Annotated in this window: 28 protein-coding genes; 5 read left to right on the top strand and 23 right to left on the bottom strand. The window is 35.3% G+C overall.

What is annotated here, in order from left to right:
- Nucleotides 1-214 precede the first annotated feature (214 nt).
- A complete protein-coding gene (locus IAE52_RS05205) occupies nt 215-1,360 on the bottom strand; it encodes a hypothetical protein (RefSeq protein WP_058206357.1) in 1,146 nt (381 codons plus the stop codon).
- Nucleotides 1,361-1,724: 364 nt separating this feature from the next.
- On the opposite strand from IAE52_RS05205, the gene IAE52_RS05200 reads away from it, so the two are divergent.
- Nucleotides 1,725-2,690, top strand: coding sequence for a ribose-phosphate diphosphokinase (locus tag IAE52_RS05200; RefSeq protein ID WP_012898422.1), 966 nt, complete (start codon nt 1,725-1,727; stop codon nt 2,688-2,690).
- 121 nt (nt 2,691-2,811) lie between these two features.
- Here IAE52_RS05200 and IAE52_RS05195 read toward each other — a convergent pair whose 3' ends face one another.
- Nucleotides 2,812-3,243: a universal stress protein gene (locus IAE52_RS05195; protein ID WP_010906170.1), complete on the bottom strand. Its 432-nt coding sequence runs from the start codon at nt 3,241-3,243 to the stop codon at nt 2,812-2,814.
- A 240-nt stretch (nt 3,244-3,483) separates the two neighbouring features.
- Here IAE52_RS05195 and IAE52_RS05190 point away from each other — a divergent pair, with 240 nt between their 5' ends.
- Both IAE52_RS05190 and IAE52_RS05185 read left to right on the top strand, forming a co-directional pair.
- Nucleotides 3,484-4,611 (top strand): cysteine desulfurase family protein, encoded by a 1,128-nt coding sequence (locus IAE52_RS05190; protein ID WP_081213693.1) that lies wholly within the window; start codon nt 3,484-3,486, stop codon nt 4,609-4,611.
- A gap of 23 nt (nt 4,612-4,634) precedes the next feature.
- A complete protein-coding gene (locus IAE52_RS05185; protein WP_015427022.1) occupies nt 4,635-4,979 on the top strand; it encodes a DUF1831 domain-containing protein in 345 nt (114 codons plus the stop codon).
- Nucleotides 4,980-5,070: 91 nt separating this feature from the next.
- Here the strand turns inward: IAE52_RS05185 and tuf are convergent, their stop codons facing one another.
- The gene (gene tuf, locus IAE52_RS05180) at nt 5,071-6,258 is read right to left on the bottom strand and encodes an elongation factor Tu (RefSeq protein WP_003132374.1); all 1,188 of its coding nucleotides are present in this window, start codon (nt 6,256-6,258) and stop codon (nt 5,071-5,073) included.
- Nucleotides 6,259-6,500: 242 nt separating this feature from the next.
- Between tuf and IAE52_RS05175 the strand changes: the two genes are divergently transcribed.
- Both IAE52_RS05175 and IAE52_RS05170 read left to right on the top strand, forming a co-directional pair.
- Nucleotides 6,501-6,683: an SPJ_0845 family protein gene (locus tag IAE52_RS05175; RefSeq protein WP_003132378.1), complete on the top strand. Its 183-nt coding sequence runs from the start codon at nt 6,501-6,503 to the stop codon at nt 6,681-6,683.
- 58 nt (nt 6,684-6,741) lie between these two features.
- Nucleotides 6,742-6,858, top strand: coding sequence for a DUF4044 domain-containing protein (locus tag IAE52_RS05170; protein ID WP_014570713.1), 117 nt, complete (start codon nt 6,742-6,744; stop codon nt 6,856-6,858).
- Nucleotides 6,859-6,915: 57 nt separating this feature from the next.
- On the opposite strand, the gene ileS is transcribed toward IAE52_RS05170, so the two are convergent.
- From ileS to IAE52_RS05070, 20 genes are all read right to left on the bottom strand, one after another.
- Nucleotides 6,916-9,714: an isoleucine--tRNA ligase gene (gene ileS, locus IAE52_RS05165; RefSeq protein ID WP_109991160.1), complete on the bottom strand. Its 2,799-nt coding sequence runs from the start codon at nt 9,712-9,714 to the stop codon at nt 6,916-6,918.
- A 314-nt stretch (nt 9,715-10,028) separates the two neighbouring features.
- On the bottom strand, nt 10,029-10,955 hold the full coding sequence (locus tag IAE52_RS05160; RefSeq protein WP_109991161.1) for a DivIVA domain-containing protein: 927 nt from the start codon (nt 10,953-10,955) through the stop codon (nt 10,029-10,031).
- Between the two features lie 56 nt (nt 10,956-11,011).
- The gene (locus IAE52_RS05155; protein ID WP_058206360.1) at nt 11,012-11,803 is read right to left on the bottom strand and encodes an RNA-binding protein; all 792 of its coding nucleotides are present in this window, start codon (nt 11,801-11,803) and stop codon (nt 11,012-11,014) included.
- A complete protein-coding gene (locus IAE52_RS05150) occupies nt 11,800-12,075 on the bottom strand; it encodes a YggT family protein (RefSeq protein ID WP_010906174.1) in 276 nt (91 codons plus the stop codon). Before IAE52_RS05150 ends, IAE52_RS05155 begins: the two co-directional genes overlap by 4 nt.
- Nucleotides 12,075-12,665 carry a cell division protein SepF gene (locus IAE52_RS05145; RefSeq protein ID WP_003132390.1) on the bottom strand — a complete coding sequence of 197 codons (591 nt, stop codon included), beginning with the start codon at nt 12,663-12,665 and terminating at the stop codon, nt 12,075-12,077. The genes IAE52_RS05150 and IAE52_RS05145 overlap by 1 nt, the downstream gene beginning before the upstream one ends.
- Nucleotides 12,666-12,698: 33 nt before the next feature.
- Nucleotides 12,699-13,376: a YggS family pyridoxal phosphate-dependent enzyme gene (locus tag IAE52_RS05140; protein ID WP_003132391.1), complete on the bottom strand. Its 678-nt coding sequence runs from the start codon at nt 13,374-13,376 to the stop codon at nt 12,699-12,701.
- 3 nt (nt 13,377-13,379) lie between these two features.
- Nucleotides 13,380-14,633 (bottom strand): cell division protein FtsZ, encoded by a 1,254-nt coding sequence (ftsZ, locus tag IAE52_RS05135; protein WP_003132392.1) that lies wholly within the window; start codon nt 14,631-14,633, stop codon nt 13,380-13,382.
- A gap of 30 nt (nt 14,634-14,663) precedes the next feature.
- Nucleotides 14,664-16,034, bottom strand: coding sequence for a cell division protein FtsA (gene ftsA / locus IAE52_RS05130; protein WP_023164498.1), 1,371 nt, complete (start codon nt 16,032-16,034; stop codon nt 14,664-14,666).
- A gap of 160 nt (nt 16,035-16,194) precedes the next feature.
- Nucleotides 16,195-17,064, bottom strand: a complete 870-nt coding sequence (locus IAE52_RS05125; protein WP_032946801.1) for a DegV family protein — start codon at nt 17,062-17,064, stop codon at nt 16,195-16,197.
- A gap of 112 nt (nt 17,065-17,176) precedes the next feature.
- The gene (gene rlmB, locus IAE52_RS05120; RefSeq protein ID WP_033899841.1) at nt 17,177-17,905 is read right to left on the bottom strand and encodes a 23S rRNA (guanosine(2251)-2'-O)-methyltransferase RlmB; all 729 of its coding nucleotides are present in this window, start codon (nt 17,903-17,905) and stop codon (nt 17,177-17,179) included.
- 145 nt (nt 17,906-18,050) lie between these two features.
- Complete coding sequence (locus IAE52_RS05115) at nt 18,051-19,169, bottom strand: FAD-binding oxidoreductase (RefSeq protein WP_033899840.1); 1,119 nt, start codon at nt 19,167-19,169, stop codon at nt 18,051-18,053.
- A 129-nt stretch (nt 19,170-19,298) separates the two neighbouring features.
- Nucleotides 19,299-20,144: an aldo/keto reductase gene (locus IAE52_RS05110; protein WP_033899839.1), complete on the bottom strand. Its 846-nt coding sequence runs from the start codon at nt 20,142-20,144 to the stop codon at nt 19,299-19,301.
- An 11-nt stretch (nt 20,145-20,155) separates the two neighbouring features.
- Complete coding sequence (locus IAE52_RS05105) at nt 20,156-21,484, bottom strand: MFS transporter (RefSeq protein ID WP_033899838.1); 1,329 nt, start codon at nt 21,482-21,484, stop codon at nt 20,156-20,158.
- A 165-nt stretch (nt 21,485-21,649) separates the two neighbouring features.
- Nucleotides 21,650-22,528, bottom strand: coding sequence for a LysR family transcriptional regulator (locus IAE52_RS05100; protein ID WP_021722576.1), 879 nt, complete (start codon nt 22,526-22,528; stop codon nt 21,650-21,652).
- Between the two features lie 15 nt (nt 22,529-22,543).
- Nucleotides 22,544-22,948 (bottom strand): MerR family transcriptional regulator, encoded by a 405-nt coding sequence (locus tag IAE52_RS05095; RefSeq protein WP_109991163.1) that lies wholly within the window; start codon nt 22,946-22,948, stop codon nt 22,544-22,546.
- An 81-nt stretch (nt 22,949-23,029) separates the two neighbouring features.
- Nucleotides 23,030-24,340 carry an aminopeptidase C gene (pepC, locus tag IAE52_RS05090; RefSeq protein WP_021722575.1) on the bottom strand — a complete coding sequence of 437 codons (1,311 nt, stop codon included), beginning with the start codon at nt 24,338-24,340 and terminating at the stop codon, nt 23,030-23,032.
- 128 nt (nt 24,341-24,468) lie between these two features.
- Entirely contained in the window at nt 24,469-25,062 is a 594-nt protein-coding gene (locus IAE52_RS05085) for an HD domain-containing protein (protein ID WP_109991296.1), read from the bottom strand.
- Nucleotides 25,063-25,119: 57 nt separating this feature from the next.
- On the bottom strand, nt 25,120-25,800 hold the full coding sequence (locus IAE52_RS05080) for a 5'-methylthioadenosine/adenosylhomocysteine nucleosidase (RefSeq protein WP_012898438.1): 681 nt from the start codon (nt 25,798-25,800) through the stop codon (nt 25,120-25,122).
- A gap of 31 nt (nt 25,801-25,831) precedes the next feature.
- On the bottom strand, nt 25,832-26,110 hold the full coding sequence (gene macP / locus IAE52_RS05075) for a cell wall synthase accessory phosphoprotein MacP (protein ID WP_003130796.1): 279 nt from the start codon (nt 26,108-26,110) through the stop codon (nt 25,832-25,834).
- The gene (locus IAE52_RS05070; protein ID WP_033899834.1) at nt 26,103-26,687 is read right to left on the bottom strand and encodes an NUDIX hydrolase; all 585 of its coding nucleotides are present in this window, start codon (nt 26,685-26,687) and stop codon (nt 26,103-26,105) included. The genes macP and IAE52_RS05070 overlap by 8 nt, the downstream gene beginning before the upstream one ends.
- Nucleotides 26,688-26,727 lie beyond the last annotated feature (40 nt).

Below are 26,727 nucleotides of genomic sequence, written 5' to 3'. Positions count from 1 at the left end.
TTTTAGCTTTATGTTTTTCTAAACAAAAATCAATCTGTCATTACTGAACCTCTTGTCAGTAATTTTTCACTGACAAAAACTTTTTTATTTTCTGTCAGTAACATTTTTACTGACAGATTCACTTTTGTATAGAACTACACGTATGTCCCATTATACTATATTTTAAGTAAGAAAAAAAGGCTCATAGAGAGCCTTTTAGACAATTTTTAGTTCATTAGTTAGCGGCTTTTACAGCAACTTCGCCAGAGACTTTAAATTGGTTTGCAGCTGGAAGAGCTTTGTAAGTATCAAGTTGTTCTTGAGTTGCAAAGTAAAGATTTCCAGTGATTTCAGATTGGATTGATTGACCATCAGTCCCTTTCATGTCGCGTGCCATAATTGAAGCATCTTTACCGACATAAACGTCACCTTTGATATTACCACCTTCAAGATCGAAAGCAGGTGAGTTAACAATCAAGCGTTTAACTGTCAAAGTATAAGATTTAGTGACTTGATGTTGATCATTTTGTTTAATCATTGCAAGTGTACGTTGAACAGCTGATTTTTCATTGAGGAAAGTACCATCAATTGTAAGGTCTTTATCTGAAGCATCAACATCAGCGTTAGTAGCTACAAGCCAAGCACCATTTTTACCGAGTGCTTTTTTCAATACTGAAACATCAGCAGTACCAGTTGTTGCCCCAGTTTCTGTATCTGTACCATTTCCTTCAAATGAATAAGTTACATTTCCGTGAGCGCCAGCTGTAATTCCACCAGGTTTGAATGAAACAACATCGCCTTTAACAACTGAAGTTGTACCAGTTACTTTAACTTTTTGAGCATCTGGTAATTTATTGTAAGCATCAAGAAGGTCTTGGCTAGCAAAAGTCAAGTTACCATCAATTGTTGCTTGTCCTTCAACACCTGTACCAGTTTGTCCGTGGAAGCCAGTTGCAAATACATCAACATTCCCTTTAACAGTACCATTTGAAATATAGAAACCAGGAGATTTCACTTCAATTTTATCAACTGTCAAAGTATAACGGTCAGTAATTTTGTGGCTGCTATCTTGATTGTAGATTGCCAATTTACGAGCGACTTGTCCGTCACCTAAGAAAAGACCTTCAACAGTCAAAGTTTTCCCAGAAGCATCCATATCTCCTTTAGTTGCATTCAACCAAGCTCCGTTTTTAGCAAAGCCTTTTTGCAAATCAGAGAAGTTGTTTGTTCCTTGAGTTGCACCAGCAAAAACTTCTGCTTTTGATGATTGTTCTGTTTTTTTATCAGAGCTACTTGAAGAGTTATTACTTCCACAAGCGGCAAGTAAAGAAACTGAGAGTACTGAAACTGCAAGAAGTGAAATCACTTTTGTTTTTTTCATTTTTAATTCCCCTAAAAATAAATAATTTGTTCGTAACACTTAGCTTTCACGAACCTTACAGAACCATTGTAACACTTCGCTTTTGTAAACGCAAGACTTTGCACGAACTTTCACAAACTTTACATTCTCGTTTTTTTGAAAATGTTTTCAATCGCTTATACATCAAGCATTAAAGCGCTTTTGTAATTTATTAGAATTTTAAGTTTGTGAAATAATTTTTTGCTTGAAAAAATTATTCAAAATACTCTCAAATTTTATTTTCAGATTAATTCACAAAGATATTTACAGATATAGACTATGAAAATCACTATTATTTTGCTAAAATAGAACTATATTATTTCATAAAAGAAAATGGAGAGAAATCGTGGTTTACTCTGATTCACACTTAAAGCTTTTTGCCTTAAACTCAAACCCTGGTCTTGCTGAGAAAATTAGCCAGTTTACAGGGGTTCCTCTAGGAAAACTTTCTTCAAAACAGTTTTCCGACGGTGAAATTATGATTAACATGGAAGAAAGTGTCCGTAGTCAAGACATCTTTATTGTTCAATCAACAAGCTGCCCTGTTAACGATCACCTTTGGGAATTACTAATCATGATTGACGCATGTAAACGTGCTTCTGCTCGTACAATTAATGTTGTTATCCCATACTTTGGATATGCTCGTCAAGACCGTACTGCGACTTCTCGTGAACCAATCACAGCCAAATTAGTTGCTGATATGATTGTTAAAGCTGGAGCTGACCGCTTATTAACCCTCGATATTCACGCTGTCCAAGTACAAGGTTTCTTTGATATCCCTGTAGACAACTTGTTTACTGTCCCACTTTTTGCTGACTACTACCGTAAGAGTGGATTATTTGGTGATGACGTGATTGTTGTTGCACCAAAAAATTCTGGGATTAAACGTGCACGCTCACTTGCTGAATACTTAGAGTCAGCAATTGCCATTGTTGACTATGAAGATGATGACAAAAACCGTGAAAACGGATATGTTATCGGTAATGTTTCAGGTAAAAAAGTTATTCTTATCGATGATATTTTGAACACTGGGGTCACTTTTGCCAACGCTGCAAATGTTGTACGCGAAGCGGGAGCAAGTGAAATTTATGCAGTTGCCAGCCACGGATTATTTACTAGCGGAGCCGCTGATGTTCTTGAAAAAGCAGATATCAAAGAAATTTTGGTCACAGATTCTGTTGTAACAAACCATCGCAAACCTTTAAACGTAAAATATTTGAGTGCAGCTGAATACTTAGCCAGTGCTATTCTTCGTATCCACGAAGGACGCCCAGTTTCTCCACTTTTTGAACATGAAAAACCTCAAGATTAAAGGAATTCTTATAGAAACACTTTAAGCAATTGAAAAATACCAACACTAAGTTGGTATTTTTATTTTTGATATATTAATTTATAAAATAAAAGTCATCTCAATTGACGACTTTTTCTTTTCTTTATTTAATAACCATTACGTTGCAAGAGGCATGGTTAACAATATACTGTGTTGTTGAACCAATGATAAAACGATCAATCGCATCAAGACCAGTTGACCCAATTACAACTAAATCGATATTATTTTCGTTTGCATAATTAATAATTTCTCTTTTAGGGCTGCCAGTTAAACGTACAATCTCAAAATCAACTTCTGTGCCTTTAAGATACTCTTGAACTTGCTCTACAACATAATCAGAATGCTCTTGTACACTTTTATACAAAGTCATTGTGTCTAAATGCACTGGAATATTTGCTAACTTATCATTTAAAACATACAATATTTTAAGATGTGAATGATTTAATTTTGCTGTGTCAACCGCTTCACGAAGGGCATCATAAGCTTGTTCTGAACCATCTACTGCAACTAAGATATTTTTATATTCTTCAACCATAATAAAACCTCCCTAAGAATATTATATAATTATTATTAGAAATATACCATCAATAAATCACATTAATTGATCTGAATAAGATTATAAGATATTTAAAGAATAATCTCATTGCTTTTCATATAAAAAGAATAAAAAAATGGTAAAATAGAGCTTACAGATAAGGGGACTTTTAATCCTGATGGAATTAAATCATTTCCTTATAAAATATCCAGCAATTACTATGAAAGGTAGGAAAATCAAATTATATATTTAGATAACGCTGCTACAACACCTCTACTTCCTGATGTTATCACCGCAATCTCAGAAAGTTTATCCGCTAATTTTGGAAACCCCTCTAGTATTCACAGTCTCGGACGTGCTTCAAGTCAGATTGTTCGTAAAGCCCGTGAAACTGTGGCAAATGCTCTAGAAGTTCCAAGTCGCAATATCATTTTTACTTCTGGTGCTAGCGAAGCTAATAACCAAGCCTTAATTGGTTATGCACTGGCTAATAAAGATAAAGGAAATCATATCATCACAACAGCTATTGAACATCCTTCTGTTCTAAATACTGTTCAATATCTTCATGAGCGTTATGGATTTGATGTTAGCTTTGTAAAACCAAAAGCAGACGGAACATTCCCAGCTTCACTTATAGAAGACAACTTGCGTCCTGATACAATTTTAGTCAGCATGATGTGGGCTAATAATGAAACAGGCCAACTTCTTCCAGTAAAGGAAGTCGGAGAGCTCTTGAAGCAACATCAAGCCGTTTTTCATGTTGATGCTACTCAAGTAATGGGAAAAATTTCAGTGCATCCTCTGGATGTTTCGGCTGATTTCCTCTCAGCATCAGCGCACAAATTTCATGGACCAAAAGGGGTCGGCTTCTTGTACTATAACGAAAAGCTACATTTTGATGCTTTGATTCATGGAGGAGAACAAGAAGAAAAAAGACGGGCTGGTACAGAAAATCTCCATTCTCTTGTTGGTTTAGCTAAAGCCTTAGAACTTGCCCTTGAAAGTATTGAATCAAATTATCAAGCAGTTGAAAAACTTAACGAAACTTTACTAACTAAACTAGAAGAACAAAAGATTTCATTTTATAAAAATAATTTTGGTCCAAGTATGCCTCATGTTCTAAATCTTGCTTTTCCGAATGAAAATCATGATTTGCTCTTGACCAAACTCGATTTAGCTGGTTTCGCAATCTCAACTGGTTCTGCTTGTACAGCCGGTACAATCGAACCTTCCCATGTTCTTGAAGCTGTTTACGGGAAAAATTCTGAAAAACTAAAAGAAAACATACGTATTTCTTTTTCAGAAATGAATACAATTGATGAAGTTAATCTCTTCGTTGAAAAACTTAGTTCTATTTTAAAAAAATAAACAATTTATTTAGGAGACTCACAATGGCATTTATCACCGAAAAACATTTGGAAGGTAGCAAATATGTTTATCAACTTGCGCCTACTGTTAAAAAATTCACTTTAAAAGATACAACTTTTATTCAAACTAAAATTGGTAATTTTGAATTTAAAAGACTTCTTGAAGAAGTTCCAAATTCAAACGAAGGATTTTTATTAAAAATTATTGTTAATCCAGATTTAAGTGGTTTTAAACTTTCAGTTACTGATAAATCCGGTTTACGAAATGTTGATATTTTTAAAAATGCGAGTGAAATGATTCAAAATAAATTTTACTTCCAAATGGATGCACTTGTTGACCGCGGTGTATTTACAAAATCAGAAATTTAAAAAACTCCCCTTTTGGGGGTTTTTATTTTAAGAAAATTAAAAAAAAAAAGAACTGTCATAAATGACAGCTCCAATTTGCTTAGATTTATAATTAAGCTTTGATTTCAGCAACGATACCTGAACCAACAGTACGTCCACCTTCACGGATAGAGAAAGTAGTACCTTGTTCGATCGCAACTGGGTGGATCAATTCAACGTCGATATGCACGTTGTCACCAGGCATTACCATTTCAGTTCCTTCTGGAAGTTTAACTGAACCAGTAACGTCAGTTGTGTGGAAGTAGAATTGAGGACGGTAGTTGTCGAAGAATGGAGTGTGACGTCCGCCTTCTTCTTTGCTCAATACGTAAACTTCACCTTCGAAAAGTTTGTGTGGAGTGATTGAACCTGGTTTAGCAATAACTTGACCACGTTCGATTTCGTCACGTTGAATACCACGGAGAAGTGCACCGACGTTATCACCAGCAAGACCTTCAGTAAGTGTTTTACGGAACATTTCGATACCAGTAACAACAGCTTTTTTAGTTTCTTCTTTGATACCAACGATTTCAACTTCGTCACCAACTTTAACAGTACCACGTTCGATACGTCCTGAAGCAACTGTACCACGACCAGTGATAGAGAATACGTCTTCGACTGGAAGAAGGAGTGGTTTGTCAGTGTCGCGTTCTGGAGTTGGGATGTATTCATCAACGATGTCCATCAATTCTTCAACTTTAGCAACCCATTGTGGTTCACCGTTCAAAGCACCAAGTGCTGAACCAGCGATTACAGGAATATCGTCACCTGGGAAGTCGTATTCGCTCAAGAGGTCACGAACTTCCATTTCAACGAGTTCCATCAATTCTTCATCATCAACAAGGTCAGCCTTGTTAAGGAAGACGATAAGGTATTTAACACCAACTTGACGTGAAAGCAAGATGTGTTCACGAGTTTGTGGCATTGGTCCATCAGTTGCAGCAACAACGAGGATTGCACCGTCCATTTGGGCAGCACCAGTGATCATATTTTTAACGTAGTCCGCGTGACCTGGAGCGTCGATGTGGGCATAGTGACGTTTTTCAGTTTCGTACTCGATGTGAGCAGTGTTGATTGTGATACCACGTTCGCGTTCTTCTGGAGCAGCATCGATAGATGCGAAGTCAGTCGCTTTAGAGTAACCTTTGTCAGACAATACTTTAGAGATTGCAGCTGAGAGGGTAGTTTTACCATGGTCAACGTGTCCGATAGTACCAATATTAACGTGTGGTTTGCTACGGTCGTATACTTCTTTAGCCATTTTAAAAATGTCTCCTTTGGGGAATTTGTTTTATTATAGGTAGTCTGCATAAAGCAAACTACCGTTCTTTATCATTATACTTAAAATAGTTTTGAAATGCAAGTCTTATCAGCTTTTAATCGCATTTTTTCAAGAAGTTTTTTCATATATCTAGCTTTTTTATCTATGAAGTAGTAAAATAGTTCTAGTATTGCTCTTCTCTTTTTGAGCACTGTTAAATATTTTATTTCAAGGAGACCTCAATGGGCTTAACTTTTAGAAAACGTGATGATTTTGATAAAATGATGGACGATTTAGGCGTCTCAACTGTTGATTTAGTAACTGATGATGACAAAAAAAGCGTTCCTTCTCCTGAAAAAAAGGAAGATCCATTTGCTAAATTTTTGACTCCAAAAGAAAATAATAAGGAGAAAGACCCAAACTAATTGAAAAGTCTTCTTTTTCTTGTTACAATTAGTTAAAAATATTTTTATTGAGGAACTTATGGCATATAAAAAACCACAAAAAAGTACTTTCCAAAAAGTAACCATGGTCGTTGTGATTATCATGGTTGTTCTTACGCTTTTCAGCGTACTTGCATCAATGCTTGCGGTATTGTAATTATTAATTTTAAAATAAAAAGTTACTGACAGTTTTGTCAGTAACTTTTTTTATTTATTAATCTTCAAAACCTTCTTCAAGAATTTCAGGGAATTCTGTTTCAATGATATGTGCACAATGTTCACAAAGCATTTTGAGATGTTCATTAGCATTGTGTCCAACTGTTTCATCTGTTCTACGGCAACGGTCACAAACTTCTCCAGCCGCATGTTCAACAAGAACTGCAAGATCATCAAATTTCATTGCAGACTCTGGGGCATTATTTACTGGTTCGTTGGCAACTACAAAGTTTGATACAATCAAAAGTTGAGCAACATTTTCATCAATTGCCGTCAATAAAGTACGCACAACTTCATTTGGATAAATAGTTACTGTTGCTTCCAATGATTTACCAATCAATTTTGCTTCACGAGCACTTTCCAAAGCTTTCAAAATCTTATCACGGAAATCAAGAAATTCTTGCCAGTTTCCTAACAATTCTTCACTTCCAGGAATTTCTGCTGCTTCTGGCATTTCTGCAAGATAAGCAAAATTTTCTGGTTCATGTTCCAAGTAAGTCCATGTTTCTTCTGACGTGTGTGGCAAAATTGGTACAAGAATTTTCACTAAATCTTTCAAAATAACATACATAACTGTTTGCATTGAGCGGCGTTCTGGTGAATTTGCTGCTTCAATATAAACAACATCTTTAGCAAAATCAAGATAGAAAGATGACAAATCATTTGTGATGAAATTAATGATTGATTTGTAAACAGTCATAAAGCTATAGTTATCATAAGCTGTACGAATTTGTTTTACAAGTTCATTAAATTTCACAAGCATATATTTGTCTACTGGACGAAGTTCTGCAAAATCAATTGCATCTTCTTTTGGATTAAAATCAGATGTATTAGCGATTAAGAAACGCAATGTATTCCGGATTTTACGGTAAACTTCAGAAACTTGACTGAGAATATCCATTGACACACGAACATCTGATTCAGTATCAATTGATGCCACCCAAAGACGGAGAATGTCAGCACCAAATTTCTTAGTGACATCTTTTGGCACGATTGTATTTCCAATTGATTTAGACATCTTACGTCCTTTACCGTCTAAAACAAATCCTTGTGAAAGAACTGCTTTATATGGTGCAACGCCATTTACCGCAACTGAGGTTGTAATTGATGAATTAAACCAACCACGGTATTGGTCTGAACCTTCAAGATAAAGGTCTGCAGGAAAGCTCAGGTAGTCACGTTCGTTAAGGACACCATTCCAAGAAGAACCTGAGTCAAACCAAACGTCCATGATATCTTTTTCTTTTGTAAATTCACCATTTGGTGAAGCTGGATGAGTGAATCCTTCTGGTAAAAGGTCTTTTGCTTCACGTTCAAACCAAACTTTTGAACCAAATTCAGCAAAAAGTTTGGCTACATGTTCAGTTGTTTCTGGTGTGATAATTGGTTCTCCATTTTCACCATAGAAAATTGGTAATGGAACTCCCCAAGCACGTTGACGTGAGATGACCCAATCGCCACGGTCACGAACCATATTGAATAAACGAGTTTTACCCCATGGAATGACCCAATCTACTCTTTCAACTTCATCTAAAATATTTTGACGGAAGTCATCGATTGAAGCAAACCATTGTGGTGTTGCACGGAAAATTACTGGTTTTTTAGTACGCCAGTCATGTGGATATGAGTGAGTGAAGAATTCGAGTTTCAATAAAGCATCTTTTTCTTCTAGCCATTTACTGACAACTTTATTTCCTTCATCGTAGAAAAGTCCTTCAAGTCCAGGAGCTTCATCAGTATAATAACCACGGTTATCAATTGGTGAAAGAACAGGCAATTTATACTTACGACTTGCAAAGTAGTCATCTTCACCATGTCCTGGAGCAACGTGGACAAGGCCAGTCCCAGAATCAAGAGTAACATAATCTGCATTCATGATTAAAGTTTCACGGTCATAGAATGGATGTTTTGCAACCATATATTCTAATTCAGAACCTTTAATCGTTTGAAGGACTTCTGGATTTTCCCATTCTAATTTTTCAGCAACAGCTTCAAGCATTTCTGAGGCAATCACAAATTTACGACCATTAACTGCTACAACTGAATAATCATAGTCAGGATGAGCAAAGATTCCCAAATTTGATGGAATTGTCCATGGTGTTGTTGTCCAGATTACAAATTCTACATCTTCTGGTAATTTACCTTTAGTATCTTTAGCTTTAAATGCCACAAAAATTGATGCTGAACGAACATCTTGATATTCGATTTCAGCTTCAGCCAGTGAACTTTCTGATGAAGGTGACCAATAAATTGGTTTTTGTCCTTTATAGATATATCCTTTTTCAGCCATTTTACCAAAAACGCGAATTTGAGCTGCCTCATATTCTGGCAATAGTGTCAAATATGGACGGTCCCAATCAGCAAGAACACCAAGGGATTTGAAATCTGAACGTTGCATATCTACTTGTTTCATCGCGTATTTACGACATTCCTCAAGATAATCAAGCAAATCCATTTCTTTACGCTTCATGCCTGCTTTAGCAAGTTGTTGCTCAATTGGCAAACCATGAGTATCCCAACCTGGAACATAAGGAGCACGAAATCCTGCCATTGATTTATAACGAACAATAATATCTTTTGAAATTTTGTTCAAAGAGTGTCCGAGGTGAATATTTCCGTTCGCATAAGGAGGCCCGTCATGAAGCATAAATGAGGGTTTTCCTTCATTTAATTCTTGACGTTTCTCATAAAGTGTCGCATCTGCCCAGTCTTTTTGCCAGTTTGGTTCTTTATTTGGCAAGCCTGCACGCATTGGGAAAGCTGTTTTCCCCAAATTCAAAGTATCTTTGATTTTCATATTTTCTTCTTTCTTTCGATTTTGTTTTTATTGAATAAAAAAAACGATTTTTCGCAAAGGACGAAAAACCGTGGTACCACCTTCATTTTTTCTGTCAGTAAAATTTACTGACAGAAACTCTTTTGCGTAACGTGCAAGACGCTTGAACTTACTTTTAGTTCAGTCCAAGATTTTTCTAAAAATTCTTTGAGAAAATAAATTCTGTCAGTAACTTTAGAAGTCCAATCAGCTGATAATAAGAAAAATAGGGAATACGAGTCTTCCATCGTCACTCGCTTGCTTGAATTATATTTTTTCTTATCTTGGTCTGATTTTTAATTTTTTAATTCGCTTAAATCAATTGTTTCTTGATTATCTTTTTCAACAACCTCAGCTGTTTCAGCTGGTGCTTTTGAATCTAATTCTGGGAAAATTTCTGAATCATCTGCTTTTGGAGCTTCAACTTCTGATTCTTCGTTAGAATCATTAGTAGTATTAGCTTCGTCAGTAATTTCTACTTCTTCTTTTAATTCGTCAGGTACTTCGGTTTCAACAACAATTTCCTCTGAAACAATTGTTTCTGTTTCATCAGATGTTTCATTTGCTTGTGCAATATCTTCATCTGTTAAAGGTTTAATTGCTTGGGTTTTTGCCAAAGTAGATTCAGCATTTTCCAAATGTTCTTCAATGATTGATTGCAATTTTTCTTCAGGATTGATTGCATAATCTTGAGTAGGTCTAAAGATTTCAGCCCAGTCATCCGATTGAATAGACGCAAGTTGATTTTCAATAATTGAAGTCATTCGTTGGTGATAGAGACGCATTTTACGTTTCAAATCATCAGTATCACGTACTAATTTACGAGCATCATCAGAAGCAGCATTCAAAATAAATCCAGCTTCTTTTTTAGCCGCTTCAATAATTAAAGAACTCTTTTGTCCTGCATTTGCAATAATATCAGCAGATTCTTTTTCAGAATTAATTCTAAGCGTATCAGCTTCACTTTTGGCTTGTTCACGGAGATTATCAGCAGCATCTTGAGCAACAACAATTGACTTGTTCAGTGAATCTTTCATGTCATCAAAATATTTCACGCGTTCGCGTAATGCCTTTAATTCACGTTCTTGATCTTTGATTGTTTGAGCGAATTCATCATAATCTCGAACAACGATATCCAAAAATTCATCAACTTCATGTTTACTGAAGCCGCGAAATTGTGGATTAAAAGTTTTGTTTTGAACATCTAAACTATTTAATGTCATCAATCACTCCTCTTTATCCTTAGAAAATCTTATAAATCTGATTTTCATCTTAGAATCTATTTTTTTCGATTTCTTATAAGTTCTATTTCAACTCTCTGTTTTCCTTTTTTAGTAAAATCTAAAATCCTTAATATTTTGATACGCCCAAAACCTCGGACGCTAATCAAATCATCAAGACCAACAGAGAAATCTTTTTTATCAATTTCTAGGTAATTAACCTTAACCTTCTTTGATTCTAACATATTTGTAGCAATATTGCGAGAAATTTTGAAAGCGACTGCAATCATTTTATCAACTCTTAAGTTATCCACAAGAACAACTTCTCTGACAGCTTTATCTGTTTCTTCAACTAAGCTTCCCAAAGAAATTTCTTGAATTTTGACTGCTGCTCGCCCAATTTTTTCTATTGCTTTAAAACTCTCAACAAGATGTTTACTGACAAAAACTTGAATTTTATTGTCACTAACAATAATATCACCCAATTCTTGCCGTTTAACACCAGCCTGTCCCAAAAAAGTTCCAAGGACTTGGGCATGTGAAAGTTCTACAAATTTTGAAGCATAATTAATTTCAAGCAAAGAAATATCAAAGTCTTCTCTGTCAAGAACATAAAAATCTGGCGCCAAAATTATTTTGACTAACTCCGTTCTTGCTAGTTCCTCACTAGAAAAAATCTGAACATTTCTCTTATTTGCCAGTGTTTTTAAAATATCCACTTCTCGGGGATTAAGAAAAAATGTACTTATCACCGAATAAGATTCTTCTACTCGATTTATCCATTCTAAACAACGATCAATAAAATGACGTTCCTTTTCTTGAAAGTGTTGATAGATATTTTCAGTAATCAATAGAATACTCCGTTAAATACAATAACAATAAATCTTTGAATAAATTTCAAAACAATAAAAGCAATAACGATTGAAAAATCTAATCCCCAAAATTGTAGAGGTAAATTTTCAAATAAACTTAAGTAGGGACGAGAAACTTTAACAATTATACGTCCAAACCAAGTTCCATAAAGAGTTGGTATCCAACTCATTAAGGCGTAAATAACTAGAATAATTGAATAAACATCAAGTAAGCGTAAAAGCCAATTTATTATTGTAAGTGTAATAAGCATTAGTAAATATCGTAACTTTCAAAATTTTGACCAGCTAAGATAGACATTTCTTTCGCTGCATCGACTGTGATATTTGCTGGAGTCATCAAGAAAATTTGACCACCAACATTTTGAATATCACCATCAAGAGTAAAGACCACCCCAGTCATGAAGTCAATTGAACGACGCGCTTGGGCGTCACCCATAAATTTAAAATTGACAAGGACACATTCACCGTTTTTCACGATGCGTGCTGATTCCATGATGTCTGCATAGGCACGTGGTTCTTTAATTGCAATAGTAGAAACCGTTGCAGCCACTGATTGAGATTGTGAAACGGTTTGTTGTTGTACGATTTTTTCAGGCATAGGTTTTGTGAATGTTGAACCAGCGCGTTTTGGCGCTGCTGTTTGTGTTTGTGCTTTTGAAGTTGATTGTGCAGGACGACGAGTCTGATATTCCGGCTGTGCTTTGCGTTCCTCAACCTTTGGTTTTGGCGTAGATGCCACCGTTGGCCTAGATTCTTGCACAGGACGTGCAGGTTCATTGAACTCTTCATCATCCTCTACAAAATAATCACGTAGATTATTCATCCAATCTTTAAATGCCATATTTTCCTCCGTTGTTTACGTTAATCTTAAGACTTATAGATTTTTAAAAAATTCTGTACCGATTCGAACAAAAGTTGCACCATTTTTAATGGCAATCTCATAATCTCTGCTCATTCCCATACTTAATTCAGTACAAGGAATTCTGGAAAGATTCATTTCGGATATTTCAACTTGTAATTTTTTCATTCGTCCAAAAATGTCATTACATTCACTTTCAGTCGCATCAAACGGAGCCATTGTCATCAAACCAACAATCTCAATATTTTCCAATTCAGAAAACTCAGGTAATATTTCCATAAGTTCATTGACAGAAAATCCATGTTTACTTTCCTCGCCAGAAATGTTAAGTTCAATAAAACATTTAATGGTGTGTTCAGCACGTTTATTTATTTCCTGAGCTAATTTCAGAGAATCTAAAGCGTGGAAATAATCAACATAATTAATAACTTGTTTAACCTTACGTCTTTGTAAATTACCAATCAAATGCCAAGTAATTTCTAAATCCTTAAGAGCTTCGTATTTTTCCAAAAAAAGTTCTGTTCGATTTTCCGCTAAATGTGAAACTCCATTTTCAAAAACTTCACGTGCAAGATTAGCATCAACAGATTTGGTCACAGCGACGACTGAAACTGACTGATTAGAATAAGAAGACGCAGCCTTTGCCGCATCTACATTACTCAGTATTCTTTTAACATTCTCTTTAATCGTCATTGGTTAGTTTTTACGGAAGAATGGTGGTGTGTCAAGGTCTTCATCTGTTGTTGGAACTCCGCCGAAACTTGTTACTGAAGAAGTATCACGTGTATTACTTACGTTTTGACGTGTTGAAGTTTCACGACGAATATCCCAATCTCCAAATGCAGAAGATTGATTTTGCCCTTGTGGAGCCGCTTGCGTTTGTTGTTGACTTTGCATTGGACGGCTTGTTTGAGCATGTTGCATATTAGAATTGTGAGTCAAGTTAGGTTGACGACGTGGTTCAGGTTGCAAACCCAAAGCTTCGTCAGCATCTTCCTTAGCAACTCCAGTTGCAACAACTGTTACACGGATTTCGTCTTTAAGGTTAGGGTCAATTGCTGTACCCAACATAATATTAACATCATTGCCAGCTGCTTGGATAACAATTTCTGAAGCATCTTGTGCTTCAATCAAACTCATATCCATACCACCAGTAACATTCAAAAGAACATTTTCTGCGCCTTCGATTGTAGTTTCAAGAAGTGGTGAGTAAATTGCTTTACGAGTTGCTTCAATCACGCGTTCTTCACCAGTCGCAACACCGATACCCATAAGGGCATCACCTTTGTTTTCCATTACTGTTTTAACATCGGCAAAGTCAAGGTTAATCATTCCTGGGTTAGTAATCAAGTCAGTTACCCCTTGAACACCTTGACGTAAAACATTATCAGCTTCACGCAAAGCTTCAGTTAAAGGAGTTTTCTTATCAACAATTTCAAGCAAGTTATTGTTTGAAATAATGAGAAGTGTATCAACATTTGCACGAAGAGCTTCAATTCCTTCAGTTGCAAAGTATGAACGTTTTGATCCTTCAAAACCAAATGGACGAGTAACAACACCCACAGTCAAAGCGCCAAGCTCTTTAGCAATTTGTGCGATAACTGGTGCAGCACCTGTACCAGTTCCACCACCCATACCAGCAGTGATGAAAATCATATCTGAGCCTTCAAGGGCTTGTGATACTGTTTCAGCTGATTCTTCAGCTGCGCGTTTACCAACTTCAGGTTGCGCACCAGCACCCAAACCGCGAGTCAATTTTGGCCCAAGTTGAATAACTGTATCTGCTTTTGAGCTACGCAATGCTTGTACATCAGTATTTGCAGCGATAAATTCAACGCCAGAAACACCTTCTTCAATCATACGGTTGATGGCATTACCACCACCGCCACCAACACCGATAACTTTAATTACAGCACCAGAAGTTAAGTCTGTATCAAATGAAAATTCCATGTTTTTATTTCTCCGTTTTTTACTTTCAGATTAATCAAAGAGATTGCCAAAGAAATTTTTGGCACGGTCAACGAGACCTTCTTTTTCTTCTTCAGGCTCAGAAGCTTTTTGAGCTACTACTGGACGTGCCTGAGGTTCAACGTAGAAATCATTTTCTACGTCAGCAACTGTTGTTGCTTGTGGTGTAATTGTTGGAACAGGAGCAACATAAGTTTCTTCTGTCGTCGTATAAGCATAATCACCAGAAAATGCTTGAGATACTAAAACATCAATATCACTACGATTTCCAATGTAATTAACAACACTAATCACTTGAGCAAATGCTGGATTACGTAATCCCATTTCGCCTGGAACAAAAAGACGAGCATTTATTCCTAAGATCTTTGTTGCTAAATCAACAACACCAGGCATTGCAGCCGTTCCACCGACCAAAATCAAACCTCCAGGAGTTTCTGAAGTATGTCCGTGTTCCAAATCTTGACGTACACGATTAAAAACTTGAGTCATACGTGCTTCAATAATTTGTGAAAGATAATATTCTGTAATTTGTTCTGGTTCTTCTTTACCTACAACATCAACAAGGAAGTACTCATCTTGGCTAGCACGTTCTGTACTTGCTTCACCATAGTTGACTTTCAAATCTTCCGCTGCAGAAACAGAAGTGTTAAGAACTGTTGAAATATCTTTAGTTACATAATCGCCACCTTCGGGGCTAGTATGTGTAAATCTTAATGATTGTTCTTTAACGATGCTAACTGTTGTTTGTCCAGCACCCAAATCAACCATGATTGTTCCAAACTCACGTTCACCTTCTGTAAGCACGTATTGTGCCATTGCCAAAGGAGCAATTACAATATTGTCAACGAGCAATCCTGCGCGTTCAACAACTTTGCGAACATTATGAACAAGAGTTTTAGGTCCAGTGTAAACAACCCCACGAATCTCAAGACGTACACCAAACATTCCACGAGGGTCTGAAATACCTGTAAATCCATCAACTGTAAACTCTTTCGTTTCAACAGCAATAATTTCTCTTTCAGGAACAATCCCACGCATCAAAGCATTTTGAACAACTTGAATAACATCGTTATCCGTGATTTCTTTAGTATCACTGACAATAGGAACCATTCCTTGGCAAGGTTCCATTTCGAGGGAATTCGCTGGGATGCTCACGTTAATTCTATCAATCGTGATTCCTGCGCGTTCTTCGGCAGCATTTACAGCTTTACGCAATGCTTGTGCCACCTTCTCAATATCTACAATAATTCCATTTTTAAGGCCATCGGATTTTGCATTTCCGACACCGATTATGTTCATTTCACCTGAGACGTATTCAGCAACAAGCACCTTTATTGTGTTTGTCCCGATATCTACGCCTGTATAAAGTCCACTTTTGGCCATAAAAGCGACTCCTTTCCCTCACACATCACGATTCATATTTTTTTAATAAATTAGGTAAGTGTAAAGATAATTTTGTATACAATTACACTCATTAATTATTTTAACATAAAATCACAGTAAAACAAGAGTTTAGCTGTGATTTTTTTCGTTTTTTATTGAATTATTCTCTACTTTTTCTACTTATTGAAAAAATTGCGATTGTCCCGTCACCTGTATGAGTTACAATTGTTGGACTAAGTGGACGAACATCGACATCACTAATCCCTTTTTTTTGCATAGCTTGTTTTTTAATTTCTTGTGCTATTTCATCTGTTCCAGAATAAGAGATAAGTAGGCGGGGATAGGCTGTATCCATCTCTTCAAGACTCTTTTCAAGGAGTTGATTAATTGCTTTTTTCTTTCCTCGAACTTTGGTCACTTGCCGAAGTCTTCCCTCAGGGTCAACATCAAGAAGAGGTTTGATATTTGCCATTGTTCCAACGAGAGCAACAGCTTTAGGAATTCTTCCACCTCTTGCCAAATGGTTTAAGTCGTCAACCATGAAGTGACTTTGTAAACGTGGAATAATATCTGACAAAACTTCAAGCGTTTCTGTCAGTGTTTTTCCAGAGTCACGCAACTTTACAGTTTCTTCAACAAGGAACCCTTCTCCAGAAGCTGCTGCCAGTGTATCAACAACAGTGATTTTTGCAGAAGGGAATTCTTCTAAAACCATATCTTGAGCAATCAGAGCTGATTGATAAGTCCCAGAAAGTCCTGACGAAAAAGCAAGGTAAAGGAGTTCTTCATCTGCAGATGCAAATTTTTTAAAAACTTCTAAAAATTGTCCAGAATTAATTTGGGACGTGTGGACAGTAGCTCCTTTTTTTATTGCTGCAAGAAGCGTGGAATTATCTAATGCGGCTTCACCTATTGTTTCATAAGTTTCTTCTCCAACAGTTACAGTCATTCCCAAAACTGTAAGATGATGTTTTTTAATATAATACGGACTCAGGTCTGCTGTTGAGTCTGTCATGATTTGAAAAGTCATAATAATCCTTTCTGCTGTTTCAACTTGCTGATAATTTCTTGAATTTACTGACAGATTAATCATAAGTTTGGGCTTTAATGATTCCAAGCGCTAAAGCTTTCATCAGTAATTTTTATAGTCGATTTCTAAAAATTTCGTACATCAAAATACTTGCTGCTACTGATGCATTTAAACTTTGAACGTGTCCTGTCATTGGAATTGTAATCATTTCATCAACTTGCTTTTTGAGATTTTGGCCAATTCCATGCCCTTCGTTTCCGATAATCAAGGCAACTTTACCTTTGGTATTCCACTTACTGTAAACTGTGCCGTCCATGTCCGTTCCAAAAACCCAGAAATTAGAAGCTTTAAGTTTATCCAAGGTCTGAGAAAGATTAGTAACACGGACAATAGGGACATGTTGTAAAGCACCCGTTGAAGCTTTGACAGCCGTTGGAGTAATTCCAACGGCTCGGTGTTTAGGAATAATAATTGCATCGACTCCTGTAGCATCAGCTGTTCGAGCAATTGACCCTAAATTATGAGGATCTGTTAACTCATCTAAAATTAAAATTGTGGCATCAGATTTCTCGGCTAATGCTGGGAGAATCTTTTCTAAATCTGCATAAGCAAATTCGGACACTCTTGCCATAAAGCCTTGGTGAACACCGTTTTCTGTTAATTTATTTAATTCTGTTTTGGGTGTCCATGAAATATTAACTTTTTTAAGTCGTGCTAATTCTTTTATTTTTTCAACATTTTTACCACGTAAATCTTCTTGAACGTAAAGTTTGTTGACAAGGTCTCCATTTAAAGCTTCCGTGACCGCATGTAGTCCGTAAATCAAATCTGTATTTTCCATGAAATCATTATATCATTTTTAGACAAAAAAACCTGACTCAATTCGTTACTTTAGCTCATTATGTATCTGACAAAAAAATTATGTAAAACACCAAAAGTTCCTCTTCTAATGATTTACATAATTTTTTAGTGTGATAATAAGCCTTTTAATTGCTCGTTTTTTCTATATTAATATAATTTTTTATGTCTCTTTGATAATTTGAACTATCCCAAGAAATTTCTGGATGATTAAAATATTGGGCAAGTAAATAGGCGATATAAGGACCAGTAGTTAATCCAGATGACCCCAAAGCGCTGGCAAAAGCTAATGAAGAAAAGTCAGGGTGCGGACCAAAAAAAGGCGAAAAATCTGAAGAATAAGCACGTGTTCCCACACGATAATGATATGGAAAGTCAATTAGTTTTGTATCCGATAAGTAAGATTTGACCCCCTCTGTCAAACTTTCAAAAGCTTCCTGACTCTCTGACAAATCCCAACCCTCTTCATTTTCATGGGTTGCTCCCAAAAGAACTTGACCATTTTGAAAAGGAATGATATCTGCAGCCCCTTCTAAAAATAAAACTGGCCAATTTTTTGTTTCAAAATCCGTTTGAAATGAAATTAATTGTCCTTTTTGTGGCTTGACATCCACTTGTGTGCCAATTGATTCCAAAAGTTCTTTTAAAGCTGGCCCCGGGCATAAAACTAAATCATCTACCACTTCCGTCACACCTTCATGAATGACTTGCCATTTATCTAACGCTCGAGCAATTGTTGCCCGCTCTGAATAAAATTTGACCCCTCTTTTTTGAGCTCGCTTTTTTAATGACGATAAGTAAGCTTTTCCATCTAATCTTGCACCTCCTGAAAGATACAAACTTTCTCTTGGTTTTAATAATGGAAATAAAGCAACAGTTTCTTCCTCCGAGAGTCTCTTAATCTCACCCATCTCGGGAGCTTCTTTTTTTCTTTCAATTGCCAACTTCTCTAACTCAATTAAGTCTGATTTTTGTCGCAAAAAAAGAGTACCACATTTTTCATAAACATCCTCAGTTAACTCAAAATCATTTTTCATTTTTTCAAAAAAAGCTGCACCATCTTTTGCCAATTGATACCATTTTTTATTTCTTCTTTTAGAAAGCCAAGGAGAAATAATCCCAGCACTTGCTTTAGTTGCCTGATTTTTTTCATCATCAAAAAGACTAATATCAAATTTATCAGTATCTAAATAATTGGCTAAGGTCATACCGATTATTCCGCCACCAATAATTGCAATTTTTTTCATCACATTCTCCTTTTTTCAATGAAATATAGAAAAAATCAAGACTATCTAGGCTTGATTTTATTTTTTGTTTTAAAAGTTCTAACTCTCTAAAGTATATCACTTTTGCATAAAAGCATGAGAATCTGTGCTTTAGTCTTCTAGTTTCCATGACAAAAAGTTTTTTTCTTGCTCCTCATAGGTCATCGTAAAATAAGGTTGTTTTTTATTTAATTTACGAATTTCTTTTATTTCGGAGCAGGATAATTCAAAATCAAAAATATTTATATTTTCTGCTAAATGTTCTTTTTGCGTTGAGCGTGGAAAAACAATAATTCCCTCTTGAATATGCCAACGCAAAATGATTTGTGCGACTGTTTTATTATATTTTTTAGCCATTTTTTTAAATATTTTTTCTTCAAGTAAGTTTTTATCGCCATGTCCCAGAGGATACCAACTTTCAATTTTTGTACCATAAGGTTTCAAAAAATCCTGTAATTCTACTTGTTGATGATAAGGATGAGTTTCTACTTGAATGACACTCGGTTTGATATCAGCAAAATTAAATAAATCAACTAATCTTTCTCCATCAAAATTTGAAATTCCAATTGATTTCACCTTTCCCTCTTTTACAGCATTTTCTAAAGCAATCCATGCTTTTCGATAATTTCCAACCTGTTGATGCAATAAGAGTAAATCAATTTGTTCAACTTTTAAACGTTTTAGCATTCGCTCAATTGCTTCTGGTGCTTGCTCATAATCAGAAGGCCAAAGCTTGCTTGTAATCCAGATTTCAGAATTTGAAATTTCTGAGTCTTGAATTGCTTGACCGACAGAAGCTTCATTTTGATAAGCGTGTGCCGTATCCAGATGACGATAACCTAATTCCAAGGCAGTTTTTACAATATTTTGCGTTTCTGTTCCTTCTGGAAGCTGATAAAGTCCCAAACCGAATTGGGGAATGATATTGCCATCATTTAATGTTAATTTTGTTTGCATTTTTTCTCCTTTTATTTTTTATTATTGTCTGGTCTAGTAAAAATTAAGACAAGAAGGCCTACTGATAGAAAAGCGGTGATGAATCCCATGACCAAATGATAATAAGCATTTAAGTCAACAATATTTGAACTAAATAACACAACAATAGATAAACCAACAGGTCCTCCAAGTTGATGCATCATATTTGTCAAACCTGATGCAGCTCCTGATAATTCTGGACTGACCTCTTCTACTCCCGCTGCCGTCAGCGGAGCAAGAAGCCAACCTTGCCCTAATCCAATAATCATCATTTGAAAAATCATCGCATAGAAGTATCCCCATTCTGGTTGCGAAATTAATGACAAAATCATTCCTGTCAGTAAAATCACTTGTCCTAGGATCATTACTTTACTATTTCCTAATGCTCTAGTTAATTTAGGAAGAAAAAGAGCCGCGATAAAATTTACGATTGTTAAAGGAAGAAAAGCAAGTCCGGATTGCAATGGTGAAAAATGATACATTTCTTGCATAATCTGCGGCAGAATAAACCAGTAAGTCAACATTGCCATCATAAAGGCAAAGCGTGCAACATACGAACCCGTCCGTACTTTATTTTTAAATAATTCTAAAGGAATTAATGCATAAGTTAACTTTTTTTCCCAAAGTATAAATAAGATAATTAAAATGAATGAGAGGATAATGATGAACAAATTACTTACCGTAATTCCGAAAACAAATAGGACTGAGATAAGGACTGACAGAAAACTTCCCAAAAAGTCTATTTTGCTAGCTTTGATATCGCTTTGATAAACATTAACAAGAGTTAGAATAATTAATAATAAACTAAAAGGAACATTTAATAAAAAGCCAACACGCCATGAAAGAGCCGAAGTGAGCCAGCCACCTAGAATAAGTCCAAAACTTGAGCCAATTCCCGCAGTTGCTCCATAATATGAGATAGCTCTAACTCTTAAATCCCCTTTATATGTATCCATTAATAAAGCTAAACTTGTTGGAGCAAGAATAGCCGAACCAATCCCTTGAACTGCTCTGGCAATAATCATCATTTCTGAAGAAGTTGACAAACCGACAACTAAACTAGAAAATCCAAAAATGAAAAGTCCAAGAAGGAAAATTATTTTTCGCCCTAATAAATCACCCAGGCGTCCTGCTAATAAAAGAAAACCACCAAACGTAATCGTATAAGCATTAGAAACCCAAGATAAAGTTGATTCATTCATTTTTAAATCTTGAGAAATTTTTAAGCTACTTGTAAATATTATTGAGTTATCCATTAAAATAAGGAAATAGGAAAACAAAATAATAAAAAGGATAAGACCAAATGTTTTTTTATTTTTCATAGATTTATTTTAAAATAAAAATTCACTGATTAGAAATGCTTATTTTAGTTATTATTATGCTTTGCGAGCATAATACTGACAAAAAAGTTACTGACAGAGCTGTCTGAGAATAGCTGTTGAGACTTAAGTCTTTACAAATATGCTCTAATTTCTGTCAGTAACTTTTTATTCATTATCTTGAAGATATTGCTTAATAAATGCTCTTGTAAGAGGAGTCAGTGGAATATTTTTTTTCCAAGCAAGCACACTTAAAGTTTTCACTTCCGGACTCAATGGAATAGCTTTTAAATCAGGGTAATCTCGAATAAGCGCCCCTTCTGTAACAACTGCTTCGCCAATTCCTGCACGAGCAATTTCAAAAAGATGAAAACCGAGATTAAAGCCGCCAATAATTTCTAAATCACTCACTTGGCAGCCTGCCCAATCGGCTATAAATTGACGAACTTCTGGTCGTTCTGAAATTAATATTCTTTGCTTTTTAAATATTTCTGGACTTACTTCATCTAATTCTGCAAGTTCTGAATCGGATTGAGTGAGCATCATCCAACGTTCAGGAAAGCCAATTTTTTCAACATTATATTTTTCAGTTGATGTTGGCTCTAACAAAAAACCAACATCAACTAGTCCGTTGTCAATCTTCCATTTGATATCATCAGCATTTCCTGACAAAATTGTAAATGTAATTGACGGATATTTATTTGTCAGTCTTTGGAGCGTTTTAGCGATACTGGAAGTTGTCCAGCCTTCTAAAGCACCAATCGTCAGATGGCCAGATAATTCTGCATTTTTTCGGTCTTCAAAAACTTGTACTGTTTTACTGGTCAGCTGTAAAATTTCCTCAGCCTTAATTTTAAGAAATTGTCCATCTTCAGTTAAGATCAGTTTTTTCCCATCACGCATAAAAAGTTGTGTATCTAGTTCGCGTTCAAGTTCTTTAATTTGTCTAGATAATGTTGGCTGCGTAATATATAACTGTTCAGCAGCTTTGGATACTGTTCCAGCAGTTGCAACTGTCCAAAAATATTTTAATAATCGAAGTTCCATTTATTCTTTTCCTATTTAAATCTTGACTGTTTCTTTTGAACTTTGGTCCAAATTAATTTCACTTGGCAACATTACTTCGTCATAATTTTCAATTTTGAAGGTCAAATAATCCAAGGCAGATTGCTTTTCAATAATTTCTGTTCTCAATTGTTCAACCTGATTCTTCAAAATTTCAATTCTTTCTTCTTTTGTTTCAGGATTTCCCTCATTCACTAATGCCATATAACGGGTCAAAGGTTCAACTTGCACACCTGCATCTCGCATGTGTTTGACAAATTTCAAAGTTCTAATATTAGCTTCTGTAAAATTTCTTATTCCAGATTCTGTCCGTGTAATTTTAGGAATCAGCCCAATTCTCTCATAATACCTTATATTATCTGTTTTTATCCCTGATAATTCAGCAGCTTTCTTTATATTCATTCTTTTATTTTAACACTTGAAGTGAACTTTAAGTCAATAAAAAAACATTTAACCTAAAGTTAAATGTTCTTTGTTTGCAAATTAAGCTAAAGCACCCATTGGGTCCCATGGTAGAAGTACTTGAGGTTTCTCTTCGTAAGCAGCCAATTCTTCTTCAGTTAAAAGGTCTTTACGGACAACAATTTGATAAGTATATTCATCCATCCATTCATCAGAGGCAACAAAATATCCTTTTTGACCCGCATCTTTACCCCATGAATTTTCAACTTTCCATTTAGTTGAATTTCCGTCAGCATCTAAATCAACACCCGCTAAAACCATGGCATGTGTCATCAACGACTCACCATAATCAAGACGTCCTGCTTTGCTTTGAGTAAATTCAATATCCAATGAAGATTTGAAATCATAAGAATCCATTGTCAAAAGTCCTGCTGAACGATTTGATTCTTGACCCACGTCACAACCAAACCAAACTGTTTCACCAGCTTGCATTTGGGCAATGGCCAATTTTTTAAAGCGGTCCATTTCAACATTCAAATGTTTCACTTCTTTACCACCGACAACATTTCCAAGAAACTCAACTGTGTAGCTCTTATTATAAGGTTTGTCAGCAGTTGGAGCATTGATTACTGACACATAATTATTCAAATCAATTCCAACATATTCATTGTAAAATTCTTTTGGACTACCAACAAATTTTTTGTATTCATTATCTTTATTACGAAAAGCAAATTCAAAATTTTGTGGTGGCAAACCTAAAGTTACCGCAAGGAAATTAAAGACTTCTTGTAAAAGTTCTTCTTTAACTGCTTTAACATCTCCACCTTGCTCAATTGTATAACGCAAAATTTCAGCATCTTGACGGAGTAGTTTATTCAAGTATTGATTCAATTCACGTGAGCTACTTGAAGCTTGTGATTCAGGATAAACAGCTTTGGGAACAATTCCATATTTTTCAAAAATTGCAACCATCATATCCCATTGACCACCATCTTGTTGTGGTGTTTGTAAAAGGAATTTCAAACGACGATCGTCCATTTCAATATCACCAATAATTTGTTCCATGAACCAGTTTGATTTTTCATATTTATCCCAGAAGAAAGTGTAAGCTTGTGAAAACTCAAAATCCTCTGTTTTAAATTCATTGATAAATTTATGACGGAAAGTGTTCAAAGCAGCAAACATCCAGCAACGACCAGATTGTTTTTGATTCGTTACAGGGTCTTTTGTCAAGTCAATTGAAAACTCAGGCAAATTTGCTGCATGTGAACCACGGACTTCGAGTGATGAAAGCAAACCATTTTTAGTCACGGCATTTTCCACCGCACGCAACTTTGTATTTTCTGCAAAATTTTCGTAGAGTTTTTGTGTGAAATCTGATGTTACTGTCATAATACCTCCCAATAAATCGAAACTTCTGACAAAAGTTTCGATAAAAATAATCATTATCAATTTTGAATAATGATATTCTATTATTTTTTACATTCTTCTATTATAATCTAAATTATCAAAAAAATCAGCTAGGAAAGCTGATTTTCTAAATCTTTCTTTGCTTCTAAAAGCCATGGATGTGCAACTTTCAATCCATCAGCAATAATGAAATTAATATAATAAAGTGCCGCACTTTGCAAATTTACTGACAGAGCTGTCAGTAATCCCTGCCTAAATGGCGCATTATCTCCACCATCCCAGCTAATTTTGTCAGCAAGAAAAACAATCAAGTCCAATTCTGTAAAATTTTTTCTTAGAGTAGTATGACATTCAATTGCTGACAGAACTTGTTCGTCAGTAATTTTAAAATGTTGACTCGCCAAATACTTAGAAAGTTTCTGATGAATAATTAATGGAAATTCACGCTCTTCTGTCAGTAATTCGATATTAAAAATTTCTGCTTTTTCTACTCTTTGATCATTTGGATAAATTCCACCAATATCATGTAAAAGTCCTGCAATAAAAGCTTGCGAACGTCTTTCATTAGAATCAGTTAATTCTTCTGTCAGTGCCTCAACCGTCTTTGCCACTGCTAAACAGTGCTCAAACAATTGGTCATTATTCAAAAAAAAATTAACTTCCTCAATTAGGAGTTCTAACCTTTTATCCTTGATTTCTCCCATTTCACTTCCTCTTTGTTCTCATAAAAAGAAAAATCTATCAAAAGATAGATTCCAATTTTATACCATTTCTTCGAGTAAACGAATCAAGCCCTCAGCTGATTTTTTTCCTGCTTCAATAATAAATTTATCAAAATTAACATTAGCATCATGGTCAGCAGTATCAGACATCGCACGAATAATTACAAATGGTTTTCCAAGTGCTGTTGCAGCTTGAGCAATAGAAGCCCCTTCCATTTCAACGGCTAAAACATCCGGAAAATGCTCTTTAATCTCAGCAATTTTACTAGAGCTACTGATAAAACTATCCGAACTAGTAATCAATCCAACATGCACATTTTCTAAAACTTTTTTCAATTCAGAAACAAAATATTTACTTGATTCAAAATATAAAGGTTGTTGAGCCATTTGGCCATAAGCATAACCAAAAGCAGTAACATCAACATCATGATAAGCAAGTTTATCAGCAACTACAACATCACCAATTGCTAAACCTTGAGCAACTGCTCCCGCTGATCCAGTATTGATAATGGCGTCGACATCAAAAATGTCAACCAAAAATCCAACTGCCAAAGCAGACATCACTTTACCAATTCCAGATTGGACAAGGACCACTTCATGCCGGCCAATTGAACCTGTATGAAAAACTAAACCATGACGAGTATGTTTTTCTGCATTTTCTAAGTTTTCAACAAGTATGCGAATTTCTTCATCCATCGCACAAATAATTCCTATTTTCATTTTTTTACCTTTTTTCTAATCTTTTTACTCTCTAAAAGTAGTACAAAAAGAAAGCTACTGCCAATAGAACAACAATTAATGTAACGATGAAAAGCCATTTATTAATTGCTTTCCCACGTTTTTGAGCCTTGGCATTTTCAATTCTTCGACTTTTATAAACAGCATTTTTGCTTAAATTTTTCTCAATACTATCGTATTTTTCAGCGATTTCAGTATCTTCTTCAAGCTCTCTTTGCAATCTGCGTTCAAGATTTTTCTTATCCTGTTTTGCTTGTTCAATTACTTCGTCTGTTAAAAGAGGTTTAGGCATTATTTTCAAGCTCCTTTTTCAAATATTGCATTTCCCAATACCAAATAGCCATAATTGTTTTTGCATCCGCAATTTGTTCAAGTTCAATCATTTTTTTTGCTTCGCTTAAAGTGACTTCAATTTGTTCCAAAAACTCACCGTCATCAGCGGGTTTTGGATGTTCCACTTTTGTTAAATTTGATGAGAAATAGACATATGTTTTCTCTGATGAAAAACCGGGTGTCCCATAAAAAGCTGTAATTTCTGTCAAATCTTGCGCCAGATATCCAGTCTCTTCTTCGAGCTCTCTTAAGGCCGCAGCTTTGGGATCTTTTTCTTCACCTTTTTCAAGTTTTCCTGCCGGAATTTCAAAAATAAATTTTTCCAATGCTTTACGATATTGACCAACTAAAATCATCTTATTGTTGTGAACAGGTGCAATCGCTGTTCCTCCATTATGAAAAACAAGCTCTCTAAAACTCTCTTGTCCATCATACAAAGAAACTACATCTTTTACAACATGAAAAATCTTCCCACTAAAAATTTCTTCTCTAGCTAAAGTTTTTTCTTCAAATTTTTTATCATCAAAATTTAACATTGTGTCCTTTCTTCCGAAAACTTTTTAAAATAATTTAAAG

Source organism: Lactococcus sp. S47 (assembly GCF_016517475.1).
GTDB lineage: Bacteria > Bacillota > Bacilli > Lactobacillales > Streptococcaceae > Lactococcus > Lactococcus lactis.
Note: the sequence above shows the minus strand (reverse complement) of the source record. Positions and strands in the feature narration are given on the sequence as shown.